Consider the following 18,790-nt stretch of genomic DNA (forward strand, 5'->3'; position numbering starts at 1 on the left):
TATTTAGTATTACCTTAAGCGCTGTTTTGTAATTATTTTGGCCTGATCATAAACCTTTGATATCATGCGTAAACTAATTGGCAAAAAAGCTCAAAATATGTTCCTGCTTACTTCATTGTTATTTGCAGGAGCCAATACATTTGCCCAAACTAATGATACATCGCTACCCAAGCTTATCGAAAAAAATAGCAGGCATGCGTTTTTAGTTGATGGCAAACCTTTTTTGATGCTGGGAGGCCAGGCTCATAACTCAAGTGCATGGCCCGCTTTAATGCCGGGGGTATGGAAATCGGTTGAGGCGATGCACCTTAATACGCTTGAGGTGCCCCTTTACTGGGAACAGATAGAACCCCAAGCCGGAAAGTTCGATTTTTCATTGGTGGATACCTTACTTACACAAGCCAGGCAGCACAACGTGCATTTAGTGTTATTATGGTTTGGTACCTGGAAAAATGGCAGTAACCATTATATGCCCGAATGGATGAAACGCGACGCCGAGAAATACCCAAACATTACGGGTAAAACAGGCAAGCCCATTGACTCGCCTTCACCTCATTCAAAAGCCACTTTAGATGCTGATATCAAAGCGTTTTCGGCAGTTATGCATTATCTCAAGCAGGCAGATACACAGCATACCGTTATCATGGTACAGGTTGAAAATGAGCCTGGCTCATGGGACACCGTTCGCGATTACTCAGCCAGGGCGCAAAAACTATTTGAAGCAGATGTTCCTCCGGAACTGTTAAAACCAGCTATACTAAAAGCACTGAATATACCCGAGAACTCAAAAGGTACATGGGCCAAAGTTTTTGGTGAAAGAGCTGATGAATATTTCCAAGCCTGGTCAATAGCCCGGTTTATTGAACAAGTGGCAGCAGCAGGAAAAGCTGAGTATCCGCTGCCACTATATGTAAACGTGGCACTTCGTGATCCGCTTACCAATCCACCGGCAACCCATTATGAAAGCGGGGGCGCAACGGATAATGTAATTCCCATTTGGAAGGCTGCCGCACCATCTATTGACCTGCTTGCTCCCGATATTTACCTGTCGGGCAGCGAAAGAATATTGAAAGTGATTGACCTCTACACCCGGGCAGATAATACCCTCTTTGTGCCCGAAGCTGGCTTAGTTGCCGATAATGCCAAATATTTTTATGAAGTACTGGCCCATGGCGGAATTGGCTTTTCGCCGTTTGGGATAGATGATAATGGCGATAGTTCAAACGACGATCACCTTGCCGAACGCCTTGCTCCTTTTGCAGATGAATATACAATGGCAGCACCAATGATGCGGGAGCTGGCGCAATGGGCATTTGACGATAAGATCAAAGCCGTTGTTGAGCACGAAGATGGCGCTGAGCAAAGCATTAAACTTGGTGCCTGGGACGCTGTTATAAAATTTGGCAGCGGCCGGGGTGGAGAACTAAAACCCAATACTGACCATAACGGCAAAGCCATGATTGTTAGCCTCGACAAAAATAAATTTATCATGACCGGAACAAATTGTCGTGTCACCTTTCGTCCGTTGGGCAGCAATACCGACAAGGCATGGCAATACCTCAAGGTTGAGGAAGGCTGGTATGAAAACGGCGTATTTAAATCGCTCCGGATCCTTAATGGTGATGAAACAGACTGGGGTGGCCCGGCAATTGGAGATAAGCCGAGGGTGTTGCAGATCTCGTTGGTGGTGAGATAAACTTAATTAATGTAGAGACGCATAATTGCGTCTCTCGCAGGCAGGTCACGCATGCAATTTTCAATTAAATGAGGCTCTGTACATTAGGAGACGCAATTATGCGTCTCTACATTAAACCCCTCCTATTTCAACTCATAAACCACGGCCTCATACGGCATAAGCGCGCCATTTTTTGATGACTTTTGATAATTGCCTATCAAAACCGTTGCGTTGCTCAAATCCAAACCCGTTTGTGCCGAAGCTGCTTTACCGGTAAAATTCAAAAGCACCAACAGCTTCCTGCCATTCAATTCCCTTGTATAGGCATAAGTATCTGGGTTCTGTGCATCGAGCAACGTATATTTTCCGTACACCAGTATCAGGTTATCCTTCCGCAGTTTTACTATCCGTCTGAAATAATTCAACGTGCTATTGGCATCTTTTTCCTGCGCAGCGGCGTTGATGCTTTTATAATTAGGATTTACCTTTATCCAGGGTGTACCTGTTGTAAAACCGGCATGAGCTGTGCTGTTCCACTGAAATGGGGTGCGACCGTTATCCCGGCTTTCAAAGGCTATTCGCTTTAAATACGCAGGCAAATCGGCACCGATATTTTTTTGTCGCTGATATTCATTCAAGGTTTGCACGTCGCGGTAATCATCAATTGTGCTGAAACCAGCATTGGTCATGCCCAGCTCGTCGCCGTTGTAATAATATGGTGTACCGCGCATGGTCATTAAAAAGGTAGTCAGCATTTTTGACGATACGGCCCTAAATTCCGGGCTGTCATTACCGAACCTGCTTACCAGCCTGGCCTGGTCATGATTGGCTAAAAATATAGATAGCCAGCCTTTTGCTGCAAAGGCACTATCCCATTTGGTAAATACCTGTTTTAAATGAATAACACTGTAGCCTTCGGGCTTAGCAATATCTACACCTTCAAAAGCATAGGCCATGTTTAATTCATTTCTGTCGGCATCAACTAAATTATGCCCGTCTTCAAATGTATTGCCTGCACCTTCGGCCACGCTCATTACATTGTATTTGCTGAGCACCTCCCGGTTCATTTCCTGCAGGTAACCATGCAAGTTGCCCTGTACCCCATAATATTGAGTAAAGTTTTTTTCAAACCCTTTTGGAAAGGCAGGGAATGTGGTATCCTTCGCCGCAAACTGGAAGGCATCTAACCTAAAGCCGTCAATCCCTTTATCAGCCCAAAACTTCATAATACCGTATACCTCATTCCTCAGCTTGGGATTTTCCCAGTTAAGATCAGGCTGCTTACGCGAAAAATAATGCAGGTAATAGGCATTAGTGAGCGAATCATACCGCCAGGCATCATGATTAACATCAAATAAACTATATCGATAAGGCGGCTTGCCTTTTTCGGCATTCCACCAGTGATAATATTCACGGTAAGGATTATTACGCGAGCTCCGGCTTTGTTTAAACCATTCGTGCTCATCGCTGCTATGGTTTGCTACCAGATCCATCACCAGTTTGATGCCGCGGGTATGCATACCTTTCAATAATGCATCAAAATCCTCCATCGTTCCAAAATCTTTCATGATGTTGCGGTAGTCGCTTACATCATACCCATTATCATCATTTGGCGAACTATAAATGGGGTTAAGCCAAACAACATCAATGCCGAGGCTTTTGATATAATCAAGCTTGGAGATAATGCCTTTCAGGTCACCGACGCCATCCCCGTCATTATCCTTAAAGCTGCGCGGATAAACCTGGTAAACTACAGCTTCCTTCCACCATTTGCGGTCAATAGTGTCTGCTCTGCCTTGATTGTTTTGCGCAGCCCCTGAAAAAGCAACAAGCATAAAAACAATGAGGGCCACAAAACGAATGTAAGGTACGTTCATGATTATAATTGGTTAAGTTTCTGCAGGACAAAACCGCCTTTCTGCGGTTTATAACAAGAGAATATTAAGGTAGCAATATTTAAGCGGAACAAAAAATAATGCAACTAAATCCGTTGCCTTAGCGCCCGTACAAATTTAAAATTCAAACATTATGCACATTTCGGGGTTTAGAAATGAGCTAACACCCATCACAATTACACAGTCAATAAATTGAATTTTAAATATTTATATCCGTTAGCGTGCATCACAAACCACCACATAAAATTTCTACCCTGCTTTTAAAAACAGTTTTATTCATACTATTTACAGGCATATCGGTACATGCCTTCGGCCAGGTACCTGTACCTGCCGATTCGGTAAAAGCCGATTCATTGCGCATTAAAGAAAAAGTAGTACAAGCGGCCAAACCGACTGATACTCTATATAAACAATATGACTTTGGCGACCTGGTGCGTAACATACTTCATCCCGGCCGACCGGCTGCGGCCGCCAATAAAAAGTCATCGGGAATTACCATCATACCCAACGTGGCATCTAATCCAACTATCGGGTCGCAAATTGGTATCAAGGCTGTAGCTGGTAAAAAATTAGGAAACGATCCTAATACCCTGTTATCGGTAGCAGCTACTTCGGCGTCCATTACCACTAAGGGTATCATTTACTTTTATATTAACCACAACGTATACACACCCGGTAATAAATGGAATTTTCAGGGCAGTTTGGTTGCAGCCAAAACGGTATCTCCCGATTATGGTTTGGGAATTGGCCAGGCATCAAGCGGCAGCGAAGCTGACCAGGTGCTGGCCAACCCCGAGCGTAAAGGCAGGGCGCTGCATTCGCAATTTTATAATATCCGCGAGAAGGTATACAAAGAAATTGATAAGGGGTTATTTTTAGGTGCGGGCGCTTCTTTTGATATCAGGCGAAAAATTGAGGATACCAAATCAACAACTGATCTTACCCCATACAATATCTATAGCGACCGACATGGATTTGCCCGCGACCATTATGCTGCTAACGGCTTGCTTTTTAACCTGCAATACACTACCCGCGATAATCAAAACCGAGCCTACAGAGGGATTTACGTTGATGCCGGCTTCCGCATTAATCAAAGCTGGATGGGGAGCTCCAAAAACGCGGTACAGTTCACTACCGATTTCAGAAAGTATTTCAGCCTGTCTGAAACTAACCCCGAACATGTTGTTGCTTTCTGGAACTGGGGATCATATTTGATCAGTGGCAGCATCCCCTACCTTGAACTACCCGGCACCGGCAAAGACCCGGGCTTCCGGAGCGGCAGGGGTTATGTAGTACAATATTTTAAGGGTACGCAATACAACTACTCGGAAGTAGAATACCGTTTCCCGATACTGCGGAATAAATTTGTAAGCGGCGTGGCATTTGCCAATCTGCAAACAAGCAATGATGAATCGGGCACCAAAATATTCCAGGTATGGCAACCGGGTTATGGCGGCGGTTTGCGGGTACTATTTAATAAAGAAACCCGTACCAATCTCTGTCTTGACTATGCCTTTGGCCGGTATGGTTCAAAGGGGTTCTTTTTGGGCTTGAATGAAGCATTTTAAAACGGCCTCTATGTTAATCACGAAGGCCGTTTCGTTAAATCGACTACGATAGTTCTGTATAGCTTACTTAGTATAAACAGCGAACTTTGTATTTTTAGCATTGAGCGGTGTCATCCATTTAATATCTTTTCTTTTGATCGTGCCGTTTAGTTGATCTGCAATTACCAATTGTTTCTTGTTTATCAATATCGAGTCCTTATCGGAAGATATCGCGATCCATCCTGTTTCATCCACCATATAAAACTTATTATCAACCTTAATCAACACATCCTGATTGCCAGCTTTTGCTGCAGATAGTTTATTATCAAACGTTCGGGCGATTTTTACCTGATCAAAATGTTCCAGCGTATTATGATAATCCAGATCGCCAATCGCCTTGTTTACCAGTTTTGAAAAAGAGTTTGATCCTGATCCTTTATCTAACCCAAAATACATCAGCGCTTTTGTATTGCCCGGCAAACTGCCCCAATGCTCGCTTTGCATAATGTTATTATAGCCTTTTTTAATGATCTTTAACTTAAACCTCATCTCCCCATCGGCCATAAAACTAAGTGAGATCTTAAAATAGCCCCGCACATCCGTTTTTCCAAGCAGATTTTCATCAGCCCCGAAAATATCAGCTCCTTCAATTGGCAATAAGGTTTTTGAATCAACAACGAGACCGGCGATGTCTATATTTCTTGTCATTCTGTTATGTGTGTTGGCCAATAGCAGAGCCGGGGTGAAAAACAGAAGTATCGCAACAAAAGACAACTTTGTTATTAAAAATTTATTCATGACAGTATTTAAGTTTAGGTGAAGATAGGAGTTTAACTAAAGAAAAAAAATACAACATAAAATATCTGTGCTGTTAATTATTATTCTTAATTTTATACTGCAAGCACCTGTAAAACAATCATGTAATACAACTACATGATATTCCTAACCATATCAATAACCGGGAAGCATGGCCAAAAAGAAAACAGCCGATAAAGACAGCATATGGAAAAGCCTGCAATTAAAGCTGGGCGTAATTACTGTTATTTTAGGTTTACTAACTACCGGGTATAATCTGATTAAGAAAGATCTGCCACCGCCGGTTAACCCCGAATTGAAGGCCAGCCTGGAAATTTCCTATATCAGCATGGTCAATGATATTTATGCCCTGGCAGGAGGTGATAGTGCCGTTCGGAAAAAGGACGCCTTTTATCTTGATTATCCCATACTCACTAATGAAATTTCAGATAAAAACCTTCAGAAAACCGACCAGGTTTTTAACGACACCACAGCTATTGATTATGACCTGTTTATCACCTGCCTCATGATCCAGAACAAAGGCAAAGGCGATGCATCAGACATTGAACTTGACATGAGCAAGCTCAATATTAACCAGCCGCTTACTGTAACTGAAGACCCTCAAAGCAAAAATGATTATGACAGCCAGATCAGGGCCAAAGGCAACGCTACGAAACAAGTTATAAAACTACCTTCAAGGCTTTCAACCGGACAGGGAATTTTAATCCCATTATTTGTGACTTACGATAAACCAAACCCTGTTAATAAAAACAGGCTATGGAAAATTGAATCAAAAACTATTTTTCTGCCGGATAATATCCGCTATACAGAACCGGCAGATACCGCCCGGAAATCATTAACAATACGAAAAATGCTGAGCCCGGTGAGGCTGGCCGAAGGTGTACAGGGACGCGGATAGTTCGACAATGATCAGATATTCATAAGAATGGAAAATAACGAAAACCCAATACCGGCCAAACAACCTAAAAACAGCCTCGCCCTTATCCTGATAGTAGCTGGCTGTATTTTGATCATTGGCAACCTGTATTTTTATGTTGCCCGGCAAAAGCGCAATACTATAAAAAGGCAACAATTGGATAGCCTTACTAAACAGTTGGACACCGCTAACGCGAAATTTGAAATTGGTTATGGCGAAATGAGCATAGCCTCATACAATAAGATGAAAATAGCTGCCGGCCAAAAAGATCACAGCTCTTTGGTTTACCCGGTAATGAAGAACGAAATAGATAATCTCATTGCTGCAGGAAGCTATCACCCCGACTATGGAATTTCGTCCACCTACCTGGAGGAGTTTACAACTCTATACAGGCAAAAAAAGCTGAAGCCAATGGGCACGGCAGTAGCCTGCTTAATTATTAAACAAGTTGGAAAAGGCAAAGCAGAATCTGTAAAGCTCGACATCAACCGTTTAAAACTTGATGAAGTAAGTGAAATGTTTGACCCTACCGATATCAATAAATTTACAGATCCGGAACGTACAGCTAAATCTTTCCATTCTAATTCCCTGCAAATAGATCTTGGCCCGATGGATACCGGAGAGGCCTTGCTCATGCCCCTTTACATCAGTAACGGTTTTTTAAGACTAACAGAAGGCGGCGATCCGCCGGGATGGTCTGTTACCGCCGGGCCAATACTTCTCCCGGTTAGTTTAAATTATATCAAAAAAGATAAGCGCATTCAAAAGATTCCGCTGCAAGAAGTACTTAACCGGCCGATAGAGATCCTGGATTAGGAATCAGTTAAGGTACGATATGCACTATCTGCCATAACACCGTATACCGGGTTAAACAAATTTTATAAATAAACAGGCCGCTCTGATCAGAAGAAAAAGCGGCCTGTTATTTTGTTACTGCAAAACTGGTTATTGACCGCTTGTAGCGCTCCAGCCATCGCCCCAGCCACTGCCGCCTGCTGCTTTGCTGCCTTTCAAAAGCTTATCATATTTTACTGTTTGTTCTTTAGTTAAAACAGCTTTGATTTTTGAGATGGTAGCTTCCCGTAATGGCTTAATATCAACCATCATTTTCGTGTTATCACCTTTATCAGCGGCTTTGATCTTTTCAAACTTATCGGATGATTCCTGGTATATCACCGCAATTTTTTCGGTTTGTTTATCAGTGAGCTTTAATTGCTTTTGCAGGTCTTTTGATTTTTCAACAGGTTTGGCACCGGGCTTGGTTTGCGCGTTGCCTGCTGCAGCCAATCCAATGAACATGCAGCATAGTAATAAGAGTTTTCTCATGGTTAAGATTTATTTTAATTGTTGTTGATATAAATGTAACTATTTTGGTATAAAACCAGAGCTAATATTTTCTATTACAGAAACATAATTTAATTTGTTTTGGCTGCCATTTGCATAGGCATACAACCCGGCATGTTTTTGCTGCGGAAAATCAATTTTGTTAATTGGAGGGTTTTGTATTGTGCATTACCCTCGGTAATGTTTAAAAATTGGTTAGGGGCAACATTTTTTAAGTGCTGCACAGCGCCGCTTCCTGCCCACTTGATCTCAATTTCATCAATTATCTTGGCCTGGCCAACGCCTATCTCCTGCTGCAATGGCGATGACCCAAAGCTCCCGCCCGAGTTAACATCTTTATAAACAGAACGTTTAACCCCATTTTCGGTAAAAGTAAGTTTGATATGGCTTCCTATGGCTGCATTATTGGCTTTTGTGCCGTTCAATTTCAGGCTAATCCAGTTATTATTACTTACACCGGGGTTCATGTATAGTGAACTGGTATATGAGTCGCCGATGTAAGCCCCGCCCATTTGGGCAAAAATATCCTGATGGCCGTTGTTACGTAAATCGGCAAATGCAACGCCATGCCCTTTTTGCAAATTCCCCATACGTGATGATGAAGTGATATCGGCAAATCTTTTCCCGGCAATGTTCCTGAAAAACTTATTGGGCACCAGCGATTTAAAATCGGGGTTCCCTGTACCAAAATACATATCAGGATAACCATCATTATCAATATCGCCAAAGTTAGCGCCCATGCTGTAAACTACCTTATCCAAGCCTGCTTCTTTGGTTACGTTAGTAAAAGTGCCGTTATGATTGTTTTTGTATAGATAGATGTTGCCGGCTTCCGGCACGGCTTTGCCCAGGGCAGCAGCGGCACTGTAATACCCCAAAGTACGATCAAAGTGATAGTTGGCAACCATTAAATCGGGCCAGCCATCGTTATTATAATCATAAAACCAGGTAGTAAAAGTCCGTTGTTTGATCTGGTCAAGGCCCGATTGTACGGTCACATCTTCAAAATCAACCCCGGCTTGGGTTTTGCCTTTATTTCTAAGCAGGTATTTGCGTCCGTCCATGGTTGAAATAAATATGTCGGCACAGCCGTCGTTATCATAATCGGCAGACGTTACCCCTTTTACAAAAGCTTTAATTCCGCAATGGGCAGCGGTGGTTATATTGCTGAATGTGCCATTACGGTTATTCATGTATAACTGGCAGGTTGATTCATCAACATTATACATTGATTCTGAATTTTCATTACCTACAAATACATCCAGCCAGCCATCATTATTAAAATCGGCCCAGGTTGCAGTTTGCGTGGGATGAAGCATAAACAACCCGCTTATGGCAGTTACATCGGTAAAAGTACCGTCGCCATTATTACGCAATAACGAACTTGGCTGGTTACCGAAACCCCGGGTGAGCCAGGCGCCCCGCAAAACAAAAACATCCAGTTTACCATCATTGTTATAATCCGTTTGCTGGATATTAAGTCCGCCGGTAATGCCGGTTAAACCGGCGGTTTCCGTACGGTCGCTAAACGTACCGTCCTGGTTATTTTGAAAATAATGCATGGGATCGCTCAGGTCCCAGCCCGATGTCATGATATCAAGGTAGCCGTCGTTATTAAAATCATCAACAATAACCCCGCCTGCCCGGCCGTTGATGTTAAGACCAAGGCTACCAGCCACATCAACAAAGGGTTTAACCTGTGCTGCAGTATCCGGGTCGGCATTAAGGCCGGGGATTAAGGCATTCTTAGGCACTTTTTGCGGATACTCGCCAAGCGTCATATAGGCTATGTTGATCAACCAGCGCGACTCATAATCATCGGGACGAAGCTTTAACAATGCTTTATACACTTCAATTGCTTTTCTTGAACCTGTTTGGATCTTGTGCACCCCATCATCTTTAATCGGGAAAATACATGATGAGCCGGTATGGTTAAGCATACAATTGCTCCGTTCACCCAAACGCATGTAAGCTATGGCCTGTTCTGAGAGCATCTCATCGGTCGACATAAAGTCGATATTATCCATCAGGTACTTATAAATGTTTACAGATTGCTGCTCCTGCCCGGCCTTCAACAACAGCGAGGCCTTTGAAAATAAAATTTCCTGGCTTTTGGCAAGCCGTTTAATGTTAAGCAGCGAATCGCAATAAGCCAGCTTCATTTCGGGGTTAAACGGGTTTGAAATGGTGTTATTCTTTTTATTTATCTGCTTCAGCACCTGGACCATCTCCTCATTAGATGAGTTTTGGCATGACGCTATTATGGTAAAGCCGCACAGCAGCACAAGCGCGGCGGTAATTTTTTTCTTTATCATAGGATTTTTATATACCCTCGCGGATAAATGCCAAAGCCTTTACCCCGCGATAGATGTGGTATTAAATTATTAATAGAAATTTCGGACAACACGACCAGGGGCATTAAAACAAATGCCGGTCGTAAATGAACTAAATGGAGAAAATCAGCAGGTTGCTTTGGGTGGTTGTTCAGGAATATCCTGATGAGAACTTACTAACGATTGCACAGGCTGTACAACGTTTTCAGGTAATGCCGTTACAGGGCAGTAAAATTCAAATTGTACAAATGAAAGGTTTACATTATCCTTTAAAACCATTTTGCCAAAGGGCACATGTTCTTTTGGAGAAACAGGGGCACCCTTTATTCCTTTTGCATCAAGCACATTGCTATCGGCAAAGCGGGTAGTTTTATAATTAGGAATGCACATCAGGTGAAGGGCATTCCTCGTCAATCGCATTTTTACGTAATTGTAGGTGGCGTTTCCAAATGTAATATGCCCCGATATATTTTCAAAAGTTCGCCAATCATGAATAGCAGGTAAATTAACCGGGATAGAGACTTCGGTAAGGTCATTTACATTATATAAGCCTTTCCCAACCTGTTCATTAAAAAACCGGTCCGATTTATAAACCAAGTATTGGTGCAAGGCCAGCTGCCCGCCAATGTTAAGCAGGTAAATATTCAGCAATATTAAGGCAACGATCTTTTTCAAATGGTTTATAGTAATCTAAAGATGAGGTTTATAAACGATATTTTCAAGCTTTATCTATATTATTATGCAATTAATATTATTTAACGGGATTTAAAATATATAATACCAGGCGCATAATTGACTCCCCTGGTCTGCGCTCAACCGGACCACCCTCTCTATGACTTCGCCGCATAGCGAGTAGGGAAAATAAAAAACAGACAAAGGCTGTATCAAAAATCATGATCAGCTTTTCTTTAATTTATTCAGATACTTAAGCGATATATAGTTTGGGGTTGGTTTGCCCGATTAACAAAAAGAGGGGTTAACAGGTTTAACACAATTCAGGGTTGACATTCTCTTAAATAATTATCAATCAACCAATTGAATGTTATTTTTCAAAAATATGTTAACCCCCTTTTGTATAAATATTATCGGCTAAATTTTAACTCACAGGTAGCACCACACCAAGGGCGGTCAATTTGATTTATGATACAACCCCTACCAGCACAGCGATGTCAGGATGAGTCAATACCTGCGTTTAATGTATACAATCAATATTATGCCTTTTTCAGCAGGAAACGTTTCTTTAACCAATCTCTGACAGGCTCATCATACAATTTGAGGCAGCCGTAGGCAATAGCGATACTGACTACAAAAATTCCCAATCCGCCGAGCAGGCCCTGCGCCATGGGGATCTTATTGTTTGTAACCCAGGCTACATGAAAATATATTAAAGGATAATGCGTAATGTAAAGCGGGTAAGAAATATCCCCCATAAATTTACAAATCCTGATCGAGCTTTTACTTTTTAAACTCCCGCCCGCGCCAATGGCAACAATCAGGGGGAAAAGAATGATAATGCAGAACGATTCATACAAACCGTTCAACCATAAATGCTCGCTGCCCCCTATCCTCGGCACACACAATATAGCAATGATCAGGAGGCTGCATACAGCAAATGCGCCTTTAATATGGATGAGTTTGCCCATGCGGCAAAGCAGCATCCCGGCAAAAAATGGATAAAGCAAGCGGGTAAAGCCAATATAGAGTTGTGTTTTATTAACCGACCAGCCGCCAATTACATCGCCCTGCGGTCCCATTACCGTGTAATGGATCAGCAAACAGGCCGATAAAAACACCAATATAGCAAGCAAAGTTTTGGAGAATTTACGGACCACCAGCGCGTACAGGATATTAGCGATATATTCAAAAAATAGCGACCAGGCCGGCCCATTTAAGGGGTGCATTTCCTGCCAGCCGCGAATATCCATAGAAGGCAGTATGGGTATCAGCGTGCAACCAACCAACATTACCACCAGCATTTTCCAAACCGGCGTATCATGAATAAGCGGAAAGGCTGTGCCGCTTTGCGAGTAGAAGAACAGCGCACCAATAATCGATCCGACAATAACCATTGGCTGCAGACGAATAAGACGGCGTTTATAAAAATCCCATTGTGTCATTTTACCCCAGCGGTCGTCATAGGCGTAGGCAACTACGAAACCCGAGAGCACAAAAAAGAAATCGACTGCCAGGTATCCGTGATTTATGATTTGCTTAAAGCGGTTACCATCAGCATAGGTTTCAAAAACATGGAAAGCCACTACAAAAAGGGAAGCCACACCGCGCAATCCGTCAAGAATTTGATAATGACCTTTTGATTCAAGGTACGTAGGGTTTTTACTCATCTGCAGGAAAAAACAAGTATGATAAATTGGTTAACTCAGCTTCAATAATGCGCGATGCGAACCGGGCGCAATACAATGGCTAAATATGCTTTAATTTATCGGCAAGTCAAAACCCGAAGCTGAGAAAAGGAAAAGCGCTCCCGCAGCCTGAACAAGATTTACGACGTAACGCGCTATAGCTATAAGCGCGGTTTAGCGGCAAGCGCTATCGGAACAGTTTCCACAAGCTCAAGCGATTTAACCATATCTTTTGTGGAGCTTTTGTATTTTTTAAAATGAGCCGTTTGCAAATGGGCCTGGTATGCGGCGGCATCGGCATAAATTTCAAAAACTGTTATGTGGGTGGGGTTATTCTTTTCGGCTACTGCGTATAGGGTTAAAACTCCCGGCTCAACGCGTACGGCGGTTTCGGCATGCTCTTTAAGTGCAGCCATATAATTCTGCAATTGAGCAGAATCAATTACAAGTTTGGCTATGCGTACCACATTATTTTTATCCTGGGCGGCGGCACTATGTGGCGAAAATATCGATAACATAAAAATTATTAAAACTGATAACAACCCGCTGCCAAAAGCCGGTATCCATGCTGTGCGGGTATGTTTTCCTGTTGGTCCTGAAATTTCATTTATAACTTCCATTTTTTAAATTTTATAAATAACTCAACCACCATTTTCCTTTGTTGGCCTGCTTGTAATCATCATAGCGCTTGCATAAAGGATATAAGGCCATTACTATTCCAATCCAAACAAGATACGCAACAGGCAATGAAAACCCGTAGCCCTTCAGGTTTGTTGTAAACCAGATAGGTTGTTTCAGGAACCAGATCTTCCAGTCCTGCCCGGGCGTAAGCGCTGATGCGATAATTGCTATCAGGTGTATTATATAAATATGAATAAGGTAGTAGAACATGGGCACCCTGCCATATACCGAAACTACTTTTACAACAGCTCCTTTTGATTTTTCGGTAAATGACAGGAACAGAAAGGCCGCACCCAGCGTCAACAGGAGGTACAACAACGATGGCGGATATTTATTTACCTTAATAAATGACAGGATGGTAAATAATGTATTTTTCTGTACGCTCCATTTCACCGGATCTCCATATAGGTTGGTATAACGTAATACAATAAACAAAGCAATACAAGTGGCACCGGCTATCCATAAGTTTCTTTGCCTTTTGCCAACCTCATAGCCCGCCGTATACCATCCGCCTAAACAATAACCTAATGACATAACCGCCATTAGGGGTACAATGGGATACCCTACCAATAAAATTTCCTTATGCCAGGTAAAAAACTGCTGGTCATGAAGCAGCGACCAGCCAAAAGCCGGCAAAGTGCTGCCCGGCACATGAACGCCGTCTAAAAGATTATGCCCCAATATGATTATAACGCTAATGCCCAAGATCAATTTTTTAGGCAGATGAATCAATGCCGCCAGTATGATCATGCTTAAACCCAATGCCCATATGGTGATAAAGAAAAACATAGGAAACGTGATATTGAAGTTCCAGCCGAAGTTAACCACGAACATTTCGAGAAATATAAGCCACAATCCCCGTTTTACCAGGAATATGGATAACTCTCTTTTAGTTTTCTTTTGCCCGATGAGGTATGCCGATGTTCCGGCAAGCAGCATAAATATCGGGGCACAAAAATGAGTGATCCACCGGGTGAAAAATAATATGCCGCTTGTTTTTGTAAGGTCAAGCGGATCAAAAAAAAATGATCCGGAGTATAAATAGTCCCTCACATGGTCAAGGGCCATAATAATCATGATAGTACCTCGTAGAAAGTCAATAGAGGTTATCCGGTTTTTTATAATTGCGCTCATTCAGGTTTTTGAAGATGAAGGTACTATTTATATAGATAGATTTTAACGAATGCGTATTTCTTGACATTGACATTAAAGAGCACAATCCATTTTTCGATGCATGATGTATTTTTCCAGTTACCATTTTCATGTAACTATTTTACCTAAAATGATGTCTTGTAGTTATGAAACTACTTCAGGCATTCTTTTTAACCTTATTCACGTTTTTTCTATCCGCCGTTTCCGATGCGCAAACCGGAGGCGGTAAAATTTCGGGGATGGTTTTAGATGACGCTAAAAAACCGCTCGACGGTGCAACCGTAACCTTACTTATCGCAAAAGATTCGACGGTTGTAAGTACGCTGCTTACCCGTCCGGATGGCAGTTTTGCCTTTCAAAATTTAAAAGGTGATACTTACCTAGTTAAGGCAACCTATATGGGCTATAGAAATTACCGAAGCGGCCCCGTAGTTCTTAACCAGCAGCAACCGGTTAATTTACCGGCATTCATTTTACCCTTAGCAGGCAAAACATTGAATGAAGTAGCTATAACGGGTAAAAAATCTTATGTTCAGCAAAAAATCGACCGCACAATAGTTAATGTAGGCGCATTGATATCCAATACCGGCGCCAATGCTTTAGAAGTGCTGTCAAAAACGCCCGGTGTGCAAATAGATGCCGATGGCAATATTACCTTTAAGGGGAAAAGCGGGGTGCTGGTAATGATTGATGATAAACCAACTTATCTTTCGGCTGCAAACCTGGCCACGTACCTGCGTTCTTTACCATCTTCATCTTTGGACCAGATAGAGCTGATGGATAATCCGCCGGCTAAGTATGATGCGGCAGGTAACGCGGGCGTAATCAATATCAAAACTAAGAAAAACACCACCAGGGGATTTAATGCGGTAGTGTCTGCCGATTACGCGCTGGGTTTTTATTACCGCAATAATGAAAGCATCAACCTTAATTACCGTTTCGACAAAGTTAACCTGTTTGCTAACCTTGCTTATAATAAACAAAGAACCTACCGGAGGCTTGAAATTGACCGCGATTATTTTGATATGAACGGAGACCAAACCTCCTCGCTAAAAGATATTTCCTATTTCAGGCCGGCAAGCAACAATACCAATATTAAAACCGGGATGGATTATTATGCATCGCCGAAAACAACCTGGGGGGTGGTATTTACCGGCACCTTATCGCACGACCATGACAGCAGCCCTGTAAACAGTTTATTATATGGCAAAAACGGTGAATTAGATTCAACCATTAATACCCTCAATACTTCCAGAAACAGCTTTAAAAGCGGAGGCGTCAACTTAAATTACACCCATAAATTTGATAGTGCCGGCAGGGCGCTCACATTCGACCTGGATTATATCCGAGATGTATCGGGCAGTAACCAGTTGTTTGTAAATAATACCTTTTTGCCCGATGGCACTTTAACAAACTCAACCACGCTGAGCGATAATTTACCTGCTACTATCAATATCTACTCTGCAAAAGCTGATTATTCCCATCCACTAAAAGGCAAGGCAAAGCTGGAGGCCGGCGTTAAGAGCAGCTATGTAAATACGGATAATGCCGCCAATTACTTTAATGTAATTAATAACGTAAGCACGATTGATTATAACAACACTAACCGTTTTTTATATAAAGAGAATATAAATGCCGCCTATGTTAATTTCAATAAAAAATTAGGCCGCTTCGCATTACAAACCGGCTTGCGGTTAGAGAACACCAATGGCAAGGGGCATCAATTAGGTAATGTTCAAAGGGCCGACTCGTCTTTTGCTAATCATTATACAAACCTATTTCCAACCGCGTATTTTTCCTATAATCTCGATACAGCAGGGCATAAAGTATTCGTTATTTCTTACGGCCGCCGGATAGGCCGGCCGAATTATGGGAGTTTAAACCCCTTTACCTTTTTTGTAGACAAGTTTACCTATTTTTCAGGCAACCCCTTCCTGAAACCACAGTTTACCGATAATTATAAACTGGCTTATAGTTTCAAAAGCCTGTTTACCGTTGCGGTTGCATACAATTATACCACCGATGTTCAAAATGAAACCATTCATAAAAATGGCAACGTATTCATCAGCACCACCGGTAACATAGGGCAACGGAAAACACTGGATTTTTCTGTCAATACCAATCTTCAGCCGGCCAAATGGTGGTCGGTTAATTTATATGCCGAGGTATATAATAACACCTACCAGGGCATGTTTTACTCTGGCTACCTCCATCAGTCTCAAAGCACATTTAGCGGCAATGGCAATAACCAATTCACCTTATCAAAAACCTGGAGTGCCGAATTAAGCGGCTTTTATGATAGCGGCGGCACTTACGGCCAGTTTGTTACGATACCCAAAGGCATGCTCAATGCCGCTATTCAGAAAAAAATATTGAATAACAAAGGTTCAATCAAATTAAATGCACGGGATATTTTTCACTCATTTCGCCCAAGTGGTACCATTACCAATATTGAGGGAGCACATGCAGCCTTCCATAATTTTTTAGATACCCGGGTGGTAACCCTTGCCTTTAACTATAGTTTCGGCAAATTAACAAACGTTCCTAAAAAGCGTGATACCGGCGGTGCCGATAGTGAACAAAACAGGGCGCATTAATTTCAATACTGCCCGGAAATTAACAAGCGCAGCATATTCTGATCCCCTTAAAAATCACGCTTGTTTGCAGAGCGTTTTATTTTACCGAAGAGATAATAAAGAGCCAGGGCAAGCATAGTACAATGCGAACCCGATAAGAAAAAACGGGGGTGGCGTATCCGGCTCTTGCCTTAAAAAGTTAATAAAGGTATCAGGGGGCCTATCAAAACAACTTTAATAGGTAACAAAATTGTGGAGACCACATTCCTCCAGCCTGTTTCTGATCCTGTTCCCAGGAAAGACTCGCCATTCCCAGGAAAGAGCCTCACTTCCGATAAAGAAAGAGCATTAGTGATCAATTGAAAAGCAAATGTAGAAACGAGGAAGAGCATAACAAACGTTGTTCTTGAAGTTTGAGTTTAACGATACTGTAATTTAATTTAGCTCAATGGAGTTGTTAATAGAAAAAATTAAAAGTTACGTACCTCTCTCTTTTGATGACGAAGGCATAGCGCGTACTTTATTTCACAAGAAAACTCTTAAAAAGGGCGAGCATCTGCTAAAAGCAGGCGATGTTTGCCGTTACGTTGTTTTTATCGAAACCGGGCTTGTGAGATATTATATTAACAATGATGGAGTAGAACAAACCAATTACTTTAACAAAGAAAACGAGTTTGTATGTGACTATATGAGTTTCCTGCCCCACACTCCCTCGTCCGTTAATATACAGGCACTGGAGGATACCACTATTTGGATGATCAGTTACACAGGTATGCAGCAATTTTATAAAGAAGTAACAGTAGGCGAAAGATTTGGCCGCCTGGCAATAGAACAGGTATTTGTAAGTGTAATCAGCCAGATAGGTTCTTTATATACCGATTCGCCCGAAACCAGGTACGCGAAGTTCTTAAGTGATTATGCCGATATTGCACAGCGTATTCCTCAATACTATATAGCCTCCTATGTAGGTATTAAACCACAATCGTTAAGCCGTATCCGTAAACGGATCTGGGATAAGCATTAATTAACCTGGGTGAATGGATGGAAGATTTCCATTACCCAGTTTTGTACTGTTAAAAATAACAGTACATGAAAACAATACACGAAACACAACAATGGGGCATCCGATCAGCATCCTTTTGGATGACCCTGTTCATTGCAGTGGGCATCATTTTTATTGGTCTCCGCTTTATAATAAACCCTGCCGCCGGCGCTATAGGCTACGGTATTCCCATCATTAGTAAAGAGGATTTACCATTTGGAAGAATAAAAGGTATCCGCGACATTTTTTCGGGAGTGGTGCTGCTACCCCTTTTATTGTTGCGTATGCGCAGGGCAACAGCCTGCGTATTTACATCAGCAATAACTGTTCCGGCAGCCGACTTCCTCATTGTGCTTTCAACCAACGGCCCATCGGATATTTCTCACTTAATGATCCATGGGTTAACCGCAGCCTATATGGCTATCACCAGTTTTTTATTATTTAAATCGTAAT

General features: G+C 42.2%; 15 protein-coding genes. 7 read left to right on the plus strand and 8 right to left on the minus strand.

Translation table 11 applies throughout. From position 1 onward, the window contains the following. The first annotated feature begins 64 nt into the window (after window positions 1-64). On the plus strand, window positions 65-1,696 hold the full coding sequence (locus DIU38_RS25080; protein WP_208057727.1) for a GH35 family beta-galactosidase: 1,632 nt from the start codon (window positions 65-67) through the stop codon (window positions 1,694-1,696). A gap of 122 nt (window positions 1,697-1,818) precedes the next feature. Here the strand turns inward: DIU38_RS25080 and DIU38_RS25085 are convergent, their stop codons facing one another. Then, window positions 1,819-3,552, minus strand: a complete 1,734-nt coding sequence (locus tag DIU38_RS25085; RefSeq protein ID WP_112656289.1) for a glycoside hydrolase family 13 protein — start codon at window positions 3,550-3,552, stop codon at window positions 1,819-1,821. 239 nt (window positions 3,553-3,791) lie between these two features. Here DIU38_RS25085 and DIU38_RS25090 point away from each other — a divergent pair, with 239 nt between their 5' ends. Continuing rightward, window positions 3,792-5,138 carry a BamA/TamA family outer membrane protein gene (locus tag DIU38_RS25090; RefSeq protein ID WP_243770665.1) on the plus strand — a complete coding sequence of 449 codons (1,347 nt, stop codon included), beginning with the start codon at window positions 3,792-3,794 and terminating at the stop codon, window positions 5,136-5,138. Window positions 5,139-5,201: 63 nt separating this feature from the next. Here DIU38_RS25090 and DIU38_RS25095 read toward each other — a convergent pair whose 3' ends face one another. Continuing rightward, on the minus strand, window positions 5,202-5,825 hold the full coding sequence (locus tag DIU38_RS25095) for a hypothetical protein (protein WP_112656287.1): 624 nt from the start codon (window positions 5,823-5,825) through the stop codon (window positions 5,202-5,204). 259 nt (window positions 5,826-6,084) lie between these two features. Here DIU38_RS25095 and DIU38_RS25100 point away from each other — a divergent pair, with 259 nt between their 5' ends. Both DIU38_RS25100 and DIU38_RS25105 read left to right on the plus strand, forming a co-directional pair. Then, window positions 6,085-6,831, plus strand: a complete 747-nt coding sequence (locus DIU38_RS25100) for a hypothetical protein (protein ID WP_112656285.1) — start codon at window positions 6,085-6,087, stop codon at window positions 6,829-6,831. 27 nt (window positions 6,832-6,858) lie between these two features. After that, the gene (locus tag DIU38_RS25105) at window positions 6,859-7,665 is read left to right on the plus strand and encodes a hypothetical protein (RefSeq protein WP_112656283.1); all 807 of its coding nucleotides are present in this window, start codon (window positions 6,859-6,861) and stop codon (window positions 7,663-7,665) included. Window positions 7,666-7,794: 129 nt separating this feature from the next. On the opposite strand, the gene DIU38_RS25110 is transcribed toward DIU38_RS25105, so the two are convergent. The 6 genes from DIU38_RS25110 to DIU38_RS25135 all read right to left on the minus strand — a co-directional run bounded on the left by DIU38_RS25110 (window position 7,795) and on the right by DIU38_RS25135 (window position 14,701). Then, the gene (locus DIU38_RS25110) at window positions 7,795-8,175 is read right to left on the minus strand and encodes a hypothetical protein (protein WP_146750346.1); all 381 of its coding nucleotides are present in this window, start codon (window positions 8,173-8,175) and stop codon (window positions 7,795-7,797) included. Between the two features lie 89 nt (window positions 8,176-8,264). Further along, a complete protein-coding gene (locus tag DIU38_RS25115) occupies window positions 8,265-10,508 on the minus strand; it encodes a CRTAC1 family protein (RefSeq protein WP_112656279.1) in 2,244 nt (747 codons plus the stop codon). A 144-nt stretch (window positions 10,509-10,652) separates the two neighbouring features. Next, the gene (locus DIU38_RS25120) at window positions 10,653-11,201 is read right to left on the minus strand and encodes a hypothetical protein (protein ID WP_112656277.1); all 549 of its coding nucleotides are present in this window, start codon (window positions 11,199-11,201) and stop codon (window positions 10,653-10,655) included. 536 nt (window positions 11,202-11,737) lie between these two features. Continuing rightward, window positions 11,738-12,868, minus strand: coding sequence for an acyltransferase family protein (locus DIU38_RS25125; RefSeq protein ID WP_112656275.1), 1,131 nt, complete (start codon window positions 12,866-12,868; stop codon window positions 11,738-11,740). A 179-nt stretch (window positions 12,869-13,047) separates the two neighbouring features. Then, the gene (locus DIU38_RS25130; protein WP_112656273.1) at window positions 13,048-13,506 is read right to left on the minus strand and encodes a putative quinol monooxygenase; all 459 of its coding nucleotides are present in this window, start codon (window positions 13,504-13,506) and stop codon (window positions 13,048-13,050) included. A gap of 10 nt (window positions 13,507-13,516) precedes the next feature. Then, window positions 13,517-14,701 (minus strand): DUF1624 domain-containing protein, encoded by a 1,185-nt coding sequence (locus DIU38_RS25135; protein ID WP_112656271.1) that lies wholly within the window; start codon window positions 14,699-14,701, stop codon window positions 13,517-13,519. Between the two features lie 164 nt (window positions 14,702-14,865). Here DIU38_RS25135 and DIU38_RS25140 point away from each other — a divergent pair, with 164 nt between their 5' ends. The 3 genes from DIU38_RS25140 to DIU38_RS25150 all read left to right on the plus strand — a co-directional run bounded on the left by DIU38_RS25140 (window position 14,866) and on the right by DIU38_RS25150 (window position 18,789). Further along, window positions 14,866-17,316, plus strand: a complete 2,451-nt coding sequence (locus DIU38_RS25140; RefSeq protein WP_112656269.1) for an outer membrane beta-barrel protein — start codon at window positions 14,866-14,868, stop codon at window positions 17,314-17,316. 427 nt (window positions 17,317-17,743) lie between these two features. Further along, window positions 17,744-18,319 carry a Crp/Fnr family transcriptional regulator gene (locus DIU38_RS25145; RefSeq protein WP_112656267.1) on the plus strand — a complete coding sequence of 192 codons (576 nt, stop codon included), beginning with the start codon at window positions 17,744-17,746 and terminating at the stop codon, window positions 18,317-18,319. Window positions 18,320-18,384: 65 nt separating this feature from the next. Beyond that, the gene (locus tag DIU38_RS25150; RefSeq protein ID WP_112656265.1) at window positions 18,385-18,789 is read left to right on the plus strand and encodes a DUF4267 domain-containing protein; all 405 of its coding nucleotides are present in this window, start codon (window positions 18,385-18,387) and stop codon (window positions 18,787-18,789) included. Window position 18,790: the final 1 nt, after the last annotated feature.

It is taken from the genome of Mucilaginibacter metallidurans (assembly GCF_003286435.2).
Lineage (GTDB): Bacteria > Bacteroidota > Bacteroidia > Sphingobacteriales > Sphingobacteriaceae > Mucilaginibacter > Mucilaginibacter gossypii.

Bases quoted from the DNA above. Each gene is read 5' to 3' on its own strand.
- DIU38_RS25145 (WP_112656267.1), top strand. From the start codon at position 17,744: ATGGAGTTGTTAATAGAAAAAATTAAAAGTTACGTACCTCTCTCTTTT.
- DIU38_RS25095 (WP_112656287.1), bottom strand. From the start codon at position 5,825: ATGACAAGAAATATAGACATCGCCGGTCTCGTTGTTGATTCAAAAACC.
- DIU38_RS25140 (WP_112656269.1), top strand. From the start codon at position 14,866: ATGAAACTACTTCAGGCATTCTTTTTAACCTTATTCACGTTTTTTCTA.
- DIU38_RS25115 (WP_112656279.1), bottom strand. From the start codon at position 10,508: ATGATAAAGAAAAAAATTACCGCCGCGCTTGTGCTGCTGTGCGGCTTT.
- DIU38_RS25110 (WP_146750346.1), bottom strand. From the start codon at position 8,175: ATGAGAAAACTCTTATTACTATGCTGCATGTTCATTGGATTGGCTGCA.
- DIU38_RS25080 (WP_208057727.1), top strand. From the start codon at position 65: ATGCGTAAACTAATTGGCAAAAAAGCTCAAAATATGTTCCTGCTTACT.
- DIU38_RS25085 (WP_112656289.1), bottom strand. From the start codon at position 3,552: ATGAACGTACCTTACATTCGTTTTGTGGCCCTCATTGTTTTTATGCTT.
- DIU38_RS25125 (WP_112656275.1), bottom strand. From the start codon at position 12,868: ATGAGTAAAAACCCTACGTACCTTGAATCAAAAGGTCATTATCAAATT.
- DIU38_RS25135 (WP_112656271.1), bottom strand. From the start codon at position 14,701: ATGAGCGCAATTATAAAAAACCGGATAACCTCTATTGACTTTCTACGA.
- DIU38_RS25150 (WP_112656265.1), top strand. From the start codon at position 18,385: ATGAAAACAATACACGAAACACAACAATGGGGCATCCGATCAGCATCC.
- DIU38_RS25105 (WP_112656283.1), top strand. From the start codon at position 6,859: ATGGAAAATAACGAAAACCCAATACCGGCCAAACAACCTAAAAACAGC.
- DIU38_RS25100 (WP_112656285.1), top strand. From the start codon at position 6,085: ATGGCCAAAAAGAAAACAGCCGATAAAGACAGCATATGGAAAAGCCTG.
- DIU38_RS25130 (WP_112656273.1), bottom strand. From the start codon at position 13,506: ATGGAAGTTATAAATGAAATTTCAGGACCAACAGGAAAACATACCCGC.